This window comes from Clostridia bacterium (assembly GCA_017410375.1).
Taxonomy (GTDB): domain Bacteria; phylum Bacillota; class Clostridia; order RGIG6154; family RGIG6154; genus RGIG6154.
On sequence record JAFQQW010000045.1, the window covers coordinates 23,704 to 35,888 of the forward strand.

Annotated in this window: 11 protein-coding genes; 6 read left to right on the forward strand and 5 right to left on the reverse strand. The window is 42.8% G+C overall.

Annotated elements, in window-relative coordinates:
• Positions 1–92: 92 nt before the first annotated feature.
• Positions 93–1,022, forward strand: a complete 930-nt coding sequence (locus tag IJE10_06330) for an RICIN domain-containing protein (GenBank protein ID MBQ2967716.1) — start codon at positions 93–95, stop codon at positions 1,020–1,022.
• A 261-nt stretch (positions 1,023–1,283) separates the two neighbouring features.
• Here the strand turns inward: IJE10_06330 and IJE10_06335 are convergent, their stop codons facing one another.
• The 3 genes from IJE10_06335 to IJE10_06345 form a co-directional block, all read right to left on the reverse strand.
• Positions 1,284–2,306, reverse strand: a complete 1,023-nt coding sequence (locus IJE10_06335) for a galactose mutarotase (protein ID MBQ2967717.1) — start codon at positions 2,304–2,306, stop codon at positions 1,284–1,286.
• Positions 2,307–2,323: 17 nt separating this feature from the next.
• Entirely contained in the window at positions 2,324–3,808 is a 1,485-nt protein-coding gene (locus IJE10_06340) for a DUF1846 domain-containing protein (GenBank protein ID MBQ2967718.1), read from the reverse strand.
• A gap of 83 nt (positions 3,809–3,891) precedes the next feature.
• Positions 3,892–4,632: an SDR family oxidoreductase gene (locus IJE10_06345; GenBank protein MBQ2967719.1), complete on the reverse strand. Its 741-nt coding sequence runs from the start codon at positions 4,630–4,632 to the stop codon at positions 3,892–3,894.
• A gap of 140 nt (positions 4,633–4,772) precedes the next feature.
• Here IJE10_06345 and IJE10_06350 point away from each other — a divergent pair, with 140 nt between their 5' ends.
• The 3 genes from IJE10_06350 (at position 4,773) to IJE10_06360 (ending at position 7,764) form a co-directional block, all read left to right on the forward strand.
• Positions 4,773–5,561: a transporter substrate-binding domain-containing protein gene (locus tag IJE10_06350; protein MBQ2967720.1), complete on the forward strand. Its 789-nt coding sequence runs from the start codon at positions 4,773–4,775 to the stop codon at positions 5,559–5,561.
• A gap of 777 nt (positions 5,562–6,338) precedes the next feature.
• The gene (locus IJE10_06355) at positions 6,339–7,028 is read left to right on the forward strand and encodes an amino acid ABC transporter permease (GenBank protein MBQ2967721.1); all 690 of its coding nucleotides are present in this window, start codon (positions 6,339–6,341) and stop codon (positions 7,026–7,028) included.
• A gap of 4 nt (positions 7,029–7,032) precedes the next feature.
• Positions 7,033–7,764, forward strand: a complete 732-nt coding sequence (locus IJE10_06360) for an amino acid ABC transporter ATP-binding protein (protein ID MBQ2967722.1) — start codon at positions 7,033–7,035, stop codon at positions 7,762–7,764.
• A 41-nt stretch (positions 7,765–7,805) separates the two neighbouring features.
• Here the strand turns inward: IJE10_06360 and IJE10_06365 are convergent, their stop codons facing one another.
• A complete protein-coding gene (locus tag IJE10_06365; protein ID MBQ2967723.1) occupies positions 7,806–9,101 on the reverse strand; it encodes an endo-1,4-beta-xylanase in 1,296 nt (431 codons plus the stop codon).
• Between the two features lie 119 nt (positions 9,102–9,220).
• Here IJE10_06365 and IJE10_06370 point away from each other — a divergent pair, with 119 nt between their 5' ends.
• The gene (locus tag IJE10_06370; protein MBQ2967724.1) at positions 9,221–10,003 is read left to right on the forward strand and encodes a helix-turn-helix transcriptional regulator; all 783 of its coding nucleotides are present in this window, start codon (positions 9,221–9,223) and stop codon (positions 10,001–10,003) included.
• A 46-nt stretch (positions 10,004–10,049) separates the two neighbouring features.
• On the opposite strand, the gene IJE10_06375 is transcribed toward IJE10_06370, so the two are convergent.
• Positions 10,050–11,282 carry a L,D-transpeptidase gene (locus tag IJE10_06375; protein MBQ2967725.1) on the reverse strand — a complete coding sequence of 411 codons (1,233 nt, stop codon included), beginning with the start codon at positions 11,280–11,282 and terminating at the stop codon, positions 10,050–10,052.
• 137 nt (positions 11,283–11,419) lie between these two features.
• On the opposite strand from IJE10_06375, the gene IJE10_06380 reads away from it, so the two are divergent.
• A complete protein-coding gene (locus IJE10_06380; GenBank protein ID MBQ2967726.1) occupies positions 11,420–12,058 on the forward strand; it encodes an epoxyqueuosine reductase QueH in 639 nt (212 codons plus the stop codon).
• The last annotated feature ends 127 nt before the right edge of the window (positions 12,059–12,185 follow it).

The window sequence follows — 12,185 nt, forward strand, 5'->3', positions numbered from 1 at the left end:
AATTTGTAAATAAATACGACAAACTTTGGGGTGCAGTTTTCGTTCTGCCAATTAAAAGTTGCGCAAAAATATAAACATAGAAAGGAAACATTATGAAAAGAAAAATTTCTTTAATCTTAACATTAGTTTTGATGTTATCAACGTTTTTAAGTACAGTAACTTTTGCAGCTAATGAACAAAAATCAAATAGTATTGATTATAGCGGTTATACCACAGTTTATTTAACAGGAACAAAAACTGCATATTTGACTGTATACGCCTATAATGGCTATGGGAATAAAGTTACCAGAAACAACTCTATTGTGGTTACACTGAAAGATACAAATGGTAAAACTATTTCACAGTTCAATTCAAAAAACAATTCCAAAATCAAGTTAGGCAATGACCATAATGTGTACAGAGTTTATATAGCCGGAAGTCAGTTTAACTGGAGTGAATACAAATTTCGAAAAGTAACAAAATGGACACTGAAAACTGATTCGAACTGTACATTTGACTATGGTTATTCCTATCAGAAGAAACTTGACGATGCAAAAAAAGCGAATGAACCATTCCCTTATCCAGGTAGGACATATTATATCACTCCTAAGCACGCACAAAATTCAGTTATAGATACTAATGGGGGCAATAGTTCAAAATCTGAAGGTTCAAATATAGTTTTATGGAATTATGGTGGTGGCAACTATAAAAGCAGGATGTTCAAATTTGTTTCTGTTGGTAGCGGTTGGTATAAAATAGTAAACGAAAACAACGGTTTAGTGTTGGATGTGAATTGTTCTAATAAAAATGTAGCTCTATACAAATATCATGGTGGAGCAAATCAATTATGGAAACTCGAAGATGCCGGAGGTGGATATTATTACATACGTACAAAAGTTACAGATAGAAACAAAACTGCTTATTATCTCGATGTTCATGGTGCATACACTTCAAACGGAACCAATATTGAAGTCTGCGATTTAAACAGAGGAAATAATCAAAAATTCAAACTTGAGGTAGCAATAGTAACATCTCGTTCTTAATTACCACTAATTTTTAAATTTGGCACCCCAAATGAATTGAATGAGATTAGATAAGGAAACTATTACAAGAAAGAAACAGGCAAGTCAATGGTAAATGCACAGATGTGCTCACCCTTGACGAACCTGTTCTTTTTGTATTATGTCAGTTAAGGAAGTTAAGTCAAAAAACGAACTTAAATGTCCTTATTCAAAAGTGTTGATGTTTAATATTTACTGTCCTTAAGGACACTCGGCATACGGGAATGCTTTTTTTGTAAAGAATTATTTGAATCTGTATTCTGTAGTAGTGTCGTATTTTTCGCCTTCTTTTAAGATGGGACTTTTGAAGAAGGGAATGTTGATGGCGTTGGGTACATCCTGGGTTTCTAAGCAGAAGCCGTGGTGCAGACCGTAGGTTACGCCGTCCTTGCAGGTGCGGTCGTCTTTTAAGAAGTTTGCGGTGTACAGCTGAACTGCCGGGGCATCGGTGTACATTTCCATGGTGATGCCGGTTTTATCGCCCTTGGCAACCGCGCCTAAGCGATAGCCCTTGCCGTCAATCATAAAGTTATGGTCGAAGCCGTTAAACATGGTTGCCTGCGGATAATCCGAGGAGAAGCCGTCTTTAAAGGTTTTGGGCAAACGCATATCGAAGGGGGTGCCGTCTACCTTTAAAATCTCGCCGTAGGGCATGCATTCTTCGGTGTTGGGTGTGAAGAAGCTGCAAACCATCTGAATGGTCTGGCTGTCAATGGCACCGCTGTCATGACCGTTTAAGTTAAAATAGGAATGATTGGTTAAATTCATAATGGTGTCCTGATCGCAAACACCCTCGTAATGGAGCTTGATGGCATTTTCACGGGTTAAGGTGTAGGTGATTTTCACATCCGCGTTACCCGGGAAGCCTTCCTCGCCGTCGGGGGAGAGATAGGACAGAACAACAGCAGGCGCTTCGCCGTCTATTGCCTCGGCATCCCATACCTTTTTGTTAAAACCGATTTTGCCACCGTGCAGATTATTGCCGTTGTTGTTGGCAAAAAGCGTGTAGGTTTTGCCGTTTAAATCAAACTTTGCGTCTTTGATGCGGTTGGAGTTTCTGCCGATTGCAGCACCTAAGCAACCGTCATTTTCTAAGTATTCTTCTAAGGTTTCTCTGCCTAAAACTACGTCCACGCCATTAAACTCTAAGTTGCGGATAATACCGCCATAGGTTATAACAGTTGCCTTTAAGCCTCTGCCGTTGTCTAAGGTGTAGGCAAAAACGTCCTGACCTTCTAAATTGCCGAAAAGCTGTTTTTGAATCATAATGCACGCCTCATTTCTTATAAATGATATAAATTGTTGCTCTGGTAGCGGGGTTCGCAGGTTAAGTTTACTTTCAGCTTTCTGAAAATAGAATCGTCTGCTTCCGAAAGAATAACCGACGAATGTGCTTCACAACCGTTTAAGTGCGGAAGCATGGAAAGCGCTTGTGCCGCAATGGGGTTGTTTGCCGCGCTGACAGACAAAGCAATTAAAATTTCATCAATGTGCAGTCTCGGGTTTTTACTGCCGAGATAGGTGGTTTTTAAATCCTGCACAGGCTCAATCAGATAAGAGGGAATCAATTCCGTTTCATCCGGAATGCCTGCTAAGTATTTTAAGCTGTTCAGTACCACCGCCGCGGAACAGCCCAAAAGGTCTTTGGTTTTGCCGGTGATGATTTTGCCGTCGGACAGCTGAATTGCCGCCGCCGGGGTGCCGGTTTCTTCTTCGACTCTTAAAGCCGCTTCTGCCACCTTGCGGTCGGCTAAAGTGATGCCGGCATTTTTCATAATCAGCTCGATTTTACTTGCCTCTTCGGATGGCTCTCCGCTACGCTTTGCATCGCAAAGGGCGCTGTAGTACCGTCTTAAAATTTCCTGCTTGGAGGCATCGCACACACAGTCGTTGTCCATGATGCAGTGGCCAACCATATTTACACCCATATCTGTGGGGGATTTGTAAGGCGAGGTGCCGTAAATCTGTTCAAAAATGGCATTAAGTACCGGGAAAACCTCCACGTCACGGTTATAGTTTACCGTAACCTCTCCGTAGGCTTCAAAATGATACGGGTCAATCATGTTTACGTCATTTAAATCGGCGGTTGCCGCTTCATAGGCTAAGTTTACGGGATGCTTTAACGGAATGTTCCAGATGGGGAAGGTTTCAAATTTTGCATAACCTGCATTAATGCCTTTTTTATGCTCCTGATACAGCTGAGAAAGACAAGCTGCCATTTTTCCGCTGCCCGGACCCGGGGCGGTGAGCACCACCAGCGAACGGGTGGTTTCGATATATTCGTTTCTGCCATAGCCCTCATCACTTACAATATAAGGAATATCGGAGGGATAGCCGGGAATGCGATAGTGAATGAACACGGGAATGCCGTTTCCGGTCAGGCGGTTTTTCAAGGCGTTTGCGGCCTTTTCCCCGTCATACTGGGTGATAACTACACTGCCTACATACAAGCCCACACTGCGGAACAGGTCAATTAAACGCAAAACCTCTAAATCGTAGGTGATGCCAAGGTCTCGTCTTTGCTTGTTTGCGGCAAGGGAAGGAGCGGAAACCGCGATCACAATTTCTGCCTGGTCCTTGAGCTCTAAAAGCATTTTAAGCTTGCTGTCGGGGGCGAAGCCCGGAAGTACACGGGAGGCATGGTGGTCGTCAAAAAGCTTACCGCCGAATTCCATGTACAGCTTACCGCCGAATTCAGAAATTCGCTTTCTGATTTGCTCCGATTGTATTTTGATGTATTTTTCATTATCAAAGCCTAATTTTTGCATACCGTCCTCCTGGAATTTCAAAATATCCTACAATAAAAAATTATACCATTTTTTGAAAGCTTTTTCAACACTTTTTCTAAAAATTATATTTTTTTCTTTTGAATTGCATAAGAACAGCTGCTCAAAAAACTGTCGGGTAAGAATTTTGAAACAAAAGCAGTCAGCTTTGCGGTGATGCCGGGCAAGCATATAAAGCTTTTTTTAAACATTTTCCGGACTCCGCAGCGAGCAACTTTTTCTGCGGTAAGGGGTTTTAGGGCAAAATGTACCCCTGCCACATCGTTGAAGCCGGTATCTACAGGTCCCGGGCAAAGACAGGTAACCGAAACACCGGAGCCTTTAATTTCCTTTGAAATGGCACGGCTTAAGCGCAAAACATAGCTTTTGGTGGCGTAGTAAGATGCCATCAAAGGTCCTGACATGAAGCCTGCAAGGGATGCGACGTTTAAAATATAACCCCTTTTCTGTGCCAGCATGCCGGGTAAGTACAGCTTTGTTAAGGTGTGCAACGCGGTGATGTTGGTGGCAATCATGAGCTGTTCTTTTTTAAGGTCTGTTTCTGCAAAAGGTCCGAATACGCCAAAGCCTGCATTGTTTACAAGAATATCGATTTGGGGATATTTTGCATAAAGTGCTTCTATGTTTTCCGGCTTGCTTAAATCGCAAACATAAATTTCACCGTCGTTTTTTAAAGAATGCAGAGTTTCTTCAAGTCCTTTTTCGTTTCTGCCGATGAGAATGGTGTAATAGCCCTTTTCACTTAAAATGCGGGCAATTTCGCGGCCGATGCCTGAGGAGGCACCGGTTATTAGTGCAGATTGCATAAAAATCACTCCTTTATGCTTTAAAGTGTACCATAAATCTTATATTTTTGCAAGTTTTTGTGTTTTTATAAAAAATCTTATTGACAAAACGTAAGATTTGGTTTAAAATGGTTATAGTAAATTTACAGGAGGTAATGAAAATGAAATTTACAAAAATTTTATGCTTAATGTTGGCACTTTTGATGCTGACAGTATCTTTCGCTGCTTGTGGCAGTGATGCAAACGAAAACGGTGCAGCTCCCGCCGGGGATGAAACTGCAGCGGATGCAGGTAAGCTCATTATGGCTACCAATGCCGCATTCCCGCCCTATGAATTCAAAGAAGGCGAAGAAATTGTGGGTATTGATGCTGAAATTGCTGCTGCCATTGCTGAAAATCTCGGTATGGAACTGGTTATTGAAGATATGGAATTTGATTCCATCATCACCGCTGTTACCAACGATAAGTCTTATGTTGGTATCGCAGGCTTAACCGTTACCGACGAACGTAAAAAAGAAGTTAACTTCTCTGACAGCTATGCAACCGGTGTTCAGGTTGTTATCGTTAAGGAAGGCTCCGATATCGTTGATCTGGACGGTTTGACCGGCAAAAAGATTGGTGTTCAGTTGGGTACTACCGGTGACATCTATGCTTCCGGCGACTACGGCGATGAAAACGTAATCCGTTACGGTAAAGGCGCTGACGCAATCATCGCATTGCAGGGCGGCGACGTGGATGCAGTTATCATCGATAACGAACCCGCTAAGAACTTTGTTGCAAACAACGAAGGCTTGACCATTCTCGAAACTGAATACGCAATTGAAGACTATGCAATTGCAATTAACAAGGATAACGCCGAATTGTTGGATAAAATCAACGGTGCTCTGGCTGAACTGACTGCTGACGGTACCATTGATGCAATCATCGAAAAATACATTCCGGTAGAATAATTCTAAATTGTAACAAATCAGATGTGCTGCAGGTCGTAAGGCTTGCAGCAATCTTTCTGTTCAGCTAAATGGAGGGAAAAACACTTCATGTCAAAAAAGAAAATTGGCATTATAGCCATCATTGGTGCTTTGCTTGCAAGCCTGCTGATCTGGTTTATTGTTTCAACCGTAACCGGCGGACAGGCAGACAAGGTTTCTGAACAAGAGCTTACAACATTTATCAACAGCCAAATGGATGCTCTGGCAGAAAAGAAAACCGAAGTGGTGCGCTATATTGCAGAAGAAAATGAAATTGTCATCAACAAGGTTACATACGGGGACGAAAAGGATATCCTTTTAGACTGTACCGTAAGCACTTTGGATGTACATGGTGCGGTTTTGCCATACTATAATGACTTTATGTCGGTAGACAGCCGTAAGCCAAACGGCATGCAAAAGACCCGCGACGTGATGAAGGCTGAGTTTGAAAAGGATGCTTTGGCACTCGTCAAAAAAGCAAAGCCCACGTCAGTGGATACACAGATTACCTTGTATCAGACAGAGCATAACGGACTTGTGGTTTACACAACAGACGAGGTCGTAAACGATGTTTACGGCGGCGTAACAGATATTATGCAGGAGGTTGAGGGGTTAACCACCTTCACCGATTCGGAAGGGGAAACTAAAAAAATTGCATCCACAAACGTAAACCGTGGTTTTGCGCTTTGCTTTGAGGTGGATTATGCGACTGACAAGCCGGATACCTCTACCTACTGGGGTCGCAAGTGGAATGCGTTTATGGATGATTTTAATCGTAACTTTATCGAATATGACCGTTGGAAAACCATGATAACAGGTCTGGGCATGACTCTGGCGCTGACCTTCTTGTCACTGGTGGTTGGTATTGTGCTGGGCTTTTTGGTGGCATTTGCAAGATGCACCTTCTTGAAATCCCGCAAACCCAATTTCCTGCTTCGTATTATTAACGGCATTTGTCAGGTGTATTTAACGGTTATTCGCGGTACGCCTGTGGTTGTGCAGGTTATGATTATTTACTTTGTCATTTTCATGCCGATTGGTATCAATAAATTTTTAGCAGCTGTGGTGTGCTTTGGCTTAAACTCGGGCGCGTACGTGGCAGAGATTGTCCGTGGCGGTATCATGAGTGTGGACGAAGGACAGACAGAAGCAGGCAGAAGCTTAGGCTTTGGCTATATGCAGACCATGTGGTACATTGTATTCCCGCAGGCGTTTAAAGCGGTGCTTCCGGCTCTTGCAAACGAATTTATCGTATTGCTGAAGGAAACCTCGGTTGCATTCTGTATCGGTCTGGGAGACCTGATGTATGCAGGTAACGCCATTCGTGCGGCAACCTATACGGCGTTCTTACCGCTGGTAACGGTTGCGATTATTTACCTGATTATGGTTATCGGCTTTTCCAAGCTTGTAAGTTTGTTGGAACGGAGGTTGCGTAAGGATGAACGGTAATGCGATTATTAAAACTGAAAATCTCTGTAAATTTTTCGGTAAGAACACGGAAATCCATGCGCTGGACCATGTAAGTGCCGAAATCAAAAAGGGCGAAGTGGTGGTTATTATCGGGCCCTCCGGCTCAGGTAAATCCACATTTTTGCGTTCTTTGAACCTCTTGGAAGAACCCACCTCCGGTGAAATTTATTTTGAGGGTGTGGAAATTACAGACCCGAAAAATGACATCAATAAGCACCGTCAGAAAATGGGTATGGTATTCCAGCACTTTAATCTGTTCCCGCATATGACCATTTTGCGGAATATGACCTTAGCGCCCGAAAAGCTTTTGAAAATGTCGAAAGAAGAAGCGGAGACCAAGGCTCTGGCACTTTTGGACAAGGTTGGTCTGAAAGACCGTGCAGAGGCGTATCCGGCACAGCTTTCTGGCGGACAGAAGCAGAGAGTTGCTATTGTGCGCTCCCTTTGCATGAATCCTGAGGTTATGCTGTTTGACGAGCCCACATCTGCATTAGACCCTGAAATGGTTGGTGAGGTGTTAAACGTTATGAAAAGCCTTGCGGGCGAGGGCATGACCATGGTGGTGGTAACCCACGAAATGGGTTTTGCCCGGGAAGTGGCCGACCGCGTTATCTTCATGGCGGAGGGCAAAATTTTAGAGCAGGGGACACCGGATGAAATTTTCTCCAACCCTCAAACACCCCAGGCACAGCAATTCTTAAAAAGTATATTATAAAAATAACCCCCGCAGAGAAAATTCTGTGGGGGATTTTTAAATTAAATTGTTAATGGCAAGATAAAGGTGTCTTCTTTGACGGTTGCGTTGACTTTGATACCGTTGACGGTGATTTCATAATCGCCGTGGAACATATCTAAGGTCAGCTTGCCGTCCTTGGCAGTTGTTTTGCAGTTGGTTTTCCATTCTTCGTTAATCAGCTTGTCTAATACCTTGTAGGCGGGCTTTTCGGTAAAGTCGCGGTTAAGTAACCCACCACTATAATAATCCTCGTTCCAGGAGGAATTTTCGGGGTTTACGAAGGCACAGCCGTCCACCAGATTCCACCAGACAATGGATTTTACGTTTTTGGTGCTGAACCAGATACGATAGAAGTTTTCCACAATTTTTGCCTGTACTTCAAGCTTTTCTTCGGTTTTGTCGTAAGAAGGTACGGTGATTTCCGAGATGTGCAAATCCTTGTTCAGTTCAGAATAAAGGGACAGCATTTCAAAGAAATGCTCGGCACGAAGCATGTCATTATCGTTTTTAATGTCATCTTCTTTGATGAATAAGTGATGCTGGATGCCAATGCCGTCAATTCTGCCGCCGTTTGCCAGAATTTTTTGAATAAACAGATAGGGAGTAGAACGCTTTCCTTTATAGCTGTCGTTATAGAATCCGTAATAGTCATTAAAAATCAAGTGGTTGTCCGGGAAAAGCTCGTCGGCAAGTTTGTGCGCTCTTACTTCAAAATCTGCAGGCATAACCTCGTATTTATCTGATGCCGCAACTTCATTGGTTACGTCCCACACGGGAATTTTATCTGCATAAAGGTCTGCTAACATTTTGATGCGGTCGTCAATGGTTTTCTGCATTTTTGTTTTGTCCACAGGCATCCATTTCGGCAACCCGACAGAGCGGTTTAACCAAATCATGTTGTGTGCTTTCGGCTCGATGCCCAGACGGTCGCACCAGGCTAAAACATCATCTGCCGGCGGACGGCGATAGATGTAAGGACTACCCGTTTCAAAGCGGTATTTTCCCTTTTCAGGCTCATCATCACGCCAGTAAAACGGCACAACTGCCTGATTGAATATTTTCTGAAAACGACTGTCATACAGATTGTTTTCCTCTTCATTTTCAAACTGCGTCGCCATAAAGGCATTACAGCCGAATTTGAAGGCACCTTTTGTCTGACGCACCTCAATGCTTGCGTTTTCGACCGGAGTTCCGTCTTGGGCGGTCACGCAAAGCTGTACTGTACTCATGCGGTTTCTTTTGGTGTTTTCCTTTACAAGCTCCGATAGTCCCAAAACTTCAAGGTCAATATTTTTTGCGGTGTCCATGTTATACATATTCATTCCTCCTTTTGATTTCATTATAAAAGGAAAAAACGGATATATAAACCGAAAAAACGGCAAAAAAGGTTGAAAAAACGGAAGTGATATGTTAAAATGAAAACGAGGTGAGACAAATGCTGTTTGAAAATCGGGATGCGGCTGTGCGCGTATACAATGTGGTGCACTATAAGGATGAAAATGCCCGTTCGCATATGACGCCGCGCAGCTTTTGTGCGCTGTCTATCCGTTTAAAAAGCGGAACGCAGATTATTCGCGATAAGCAGCGGCTAATCCTGCAAGAAGGAGATATTGTTTTTTTCCCGGCAAATGTGTCCTATAGCCGATTTGGAAAGCAGGAGGAGCTGATTGTCATACATTTTGAGCTGTTCAATGATGATACCAAGGAAATTCTGTTGCACCGCCCGAAAGATGTAGAAAGTTATAAAAAACTGTTTTGGAAAATCTTGGAAATTGACCGTAAACGGGAAGAGGGACATAATTTCAGGGCAAATGCTAAGCTGAATGAGATTTTGGCGTTGATTGAGCAGGAGAGGGGCATTAAACAGAATGAAAATGCATTGTACCGCAAAGGGTTGGATTTGATAGAAGCGCATTATGCGAATCCGCAGTTTACCGTTGGGGTGCTTGCAGAAAAAATGCAGGTATCGGAGCGGTATTTAAGAAGTGTTTTTCAAAAAGAGACGGGAATTTCACCGAAAGCCGTGCTTACAAATGTACGGATGCAAAAGGCGACTTCGCTTTTAAACAGCGGGATGTATTCGGTGGCAAGGGTTGCAGAACTGGTGGGCTTTTACGATGCCAAATATTTTGCAACCGCCTATAAGCGGTTTACATCCGTTTCGCCAAGGAATATACGGGATAACAAAGAAAAGATAGATAAAATGTTTTCAAAATAAAAAATGCTGTTCGTAAAGAACAGCATTTTTTGGTTTATTTGTTGTATCAGCCGGTTACTACGATTGCGGTATACAAGGGTGTTACGTCAACCAGGTAGTTGATGTTATCGGGATGCAGACGCACACAGCCATGGGATATTTTCATGCCGAGGCGAGAATCATAATAACCACCGCTGTTTCGGATTAAAGTACTGTGGATTGCATAACCTCTGTAGAAACGCATAATCGGTCCGCACCAGAAGCCCTCGGGATAGTACCATGCTTTCTGATACTGGATGTATTCGAATTGACCTTCAACAGTAGGGGTGCCGGGAGCACCGATGGAACAAAGGAAGCTGTCACGATACGCCCATTTTCCGGAAGAATCTTTTTTGAACAAAGTTACTTTGAAGTCCGATTTGGAGATCCAGATTAAGTAATCGGTTTTGCTGGTATAGCCCTTTGCATTTACAAATTCCTCTGCACGGACTTTAAAGGCATCTTCCTGGGTCAGCGGAGACATAGTCATGTGGAAAGTATCCGAGCCGACCGGTACGCCTTCTTCGTTTAAGTAAGCATAGGTGGCAATCTCAATGTTATCGCCGGGCATGTATTCATCATCGTAATAAGTGATTGCTTTTGCGCCCTCGGTCATGCAAAGATTAAATTTCTGACCTGCATCAAAGGGACCTACCGGGAATGTTACAGTGATTTCTTCCACACCGGATTTTACGGTTTCGTAAGCATTGTAGAGGAAAACACCATCCTCGTTAAACAAATTGAAACGAACGGTCTGATTCTGGAGTTTTGCGGTTTCACTTAATGTTAGGTTGATGTTCAGCTCCTGAATACGAACGGGCGGCTGGGTATAGGGGTCAGCATTTAAATGGAATGTGTCGCCAAGCAGGAAGGAACCGTCCTCATTTTTTACGGCATATGTGCCGATTTCGATATTGTCGCCGGGTGCATAGGTTGTGTCGTAATATTTAACAGATTCCAAGCCCTCGGTCATACAAAGCAGGAATTTCTGCCCTGCATCGAAAGGACCGACCATGAATTCTAAGATAACCTGTGTCATGCCGGGGATAATGTCTGCATGTGCATTGTATAAAAAACCGCCGGTTTCGTTAAACAGGTTAAAACGAACGGTTTGGGGTTGCAAATACTCGGTTTCGGTTAAATCCAAAATAACGGTTAATTTGTCGCAAACCGGTTTCTCGCCGAATTCAGCAGCGGATACGGTGCCTGCGAAAGAAAAAACCAGAGCAAGTGTAAGCAACAGACTGATGATTCTTTTCATTTCGTAACTCCATTCTGTCAAAAAGACATTTTTATTTCTTATTTTATTTTAACGGAAAAACAACAATTTGTCAATACAATTTGACAAATATAAGGGAAAATGATATGATTAATGGATAGAAGAAGTGAGGTGAAAGCATGCTGCCCGAAAACATAAAGCTGTATCTTGAAAATTTAATACAGGAAAATGCGCAAAAAGGCATACGCCCGAAGCTTTTACTGCATAGCTGTTGTGCGCCCTGTTCGTCATATGTACTGGAATTTTTGATGCAACATTTTGATATCACGGTGTTTTATTACAACCCGAACATTTATCCGCCCGAGGAATACACTTTGCGTGTCGAGGAACAAAAACGGTTCACCGAGGCTTTCACGAACGGAAAAATCAAAGTGGTGGATATGCCTCATGATGATAGTTCATTTTATGCGGCAGTAAAGGGTTTAGAACAGGAACAAGAGGGCGGTGCAAGATGTGAGGCTTGCTTTAAGCTTCGGTTTGAAAAAACGGCACAATATGCAAAAGAATATAAATTTGACTACTTTACAACAACTCTGTCTATCAGCCCACACAAAAATTCAAAAACCTTAAACCGAATCGGGCAGGAGGTGGCAGAGCGGTACGGCGTGAAATATCTCTATTCCGATTTTAAAAAAAATAACGGTTATTTACTTTCTTGCCAAATTTCTAAAGAATTTAAAATTTACCGACAAGATTACTGCGGTTGTGTGTTTTCCAAGCGGGAAAAAGAACAGCGAGATAAAGAAAAGGGAATGTAAAAAAAGTCCGGATCGCAAAAACGCGAGTATAAAGGCGAACAAAGTTTGTGCAAACTCACGAGAAAGACACGAAATGAAGAAAACACGCAAAATTTTGCGCGTTTTCTTTTGATAAATGCGTTTTTGC

Bases quoted from the DNA above. Each gene is read 5' to 3' on its own strand.
- IJE10_06345 (MBQ2967719.1), bottom strand. From the start codon at position 4,632: ATGCAATCTGCACTAATAACCGGTGCCTCCTCAGGCATCGGCCGCGAA.
- IJE10_06335 (MBQ2967717.1), bottom strand. From the start codon at position 2,306: ATGATTCAAAAACAGCTTTTCGGCAATTTAGAAGGTCAGGACGTTTTT.
- IJE10_06380 (MBQ2967726.1), top strand. From the start codon at position 11,420: ATGCTGCCCGAAAACATAAAGCTGTATCTTGAAAATTTAATACAGGAA.
- IJE10_06355 (MBQ2967721.1), top strand. From the start codon at position 6,339: ATGGATGATTTTAATCGTAACTTTATCGAATATGACCGTTGGAAAACC.
- IJE10_06340 (MBQ2967718.1), bottom strand. From the start codon at position 3,808: ATGCAAAAATTAGGCTTTGATAATGAAAAATACATCAAAATACAATCG.
- IJE10_06365 (MBQ2967723.1), bottom strand. From the start codon at position 9,101: ATGTATAACATGGACACCGCAAAAAATATTGACCTTGAAGTTTTGGGA.
- IJE10_06330 (MBQ2967716.1), top strand. From the start codon at position 93: ATGAAAAGAAAAATTTCTTTAATCTTAACATTAGTTTTGATGTTATCA.
- IJE10_06350 (MBQ2967720.1), top strand. From the start codon at position 4,773: ATGAAATTTACAAAAATTTTATGCTTAATGTTGGCACTTTTGATGCTG.
- IJE10_06375 (MBQ2967725.1), bottom strand. From the start codon at position 11,282: ATGAAAAGAATCATCAGTCTGTTGCTTACACTTGCTCTGGTTTTTTCT.
- IJE10_06370 (MBQ2967724.1), top strand. From the start codon at position 9,221: ATGCTGTTTGAAAATCGGGATGCGGCTGTGCGCGTATACAATGTGGTG.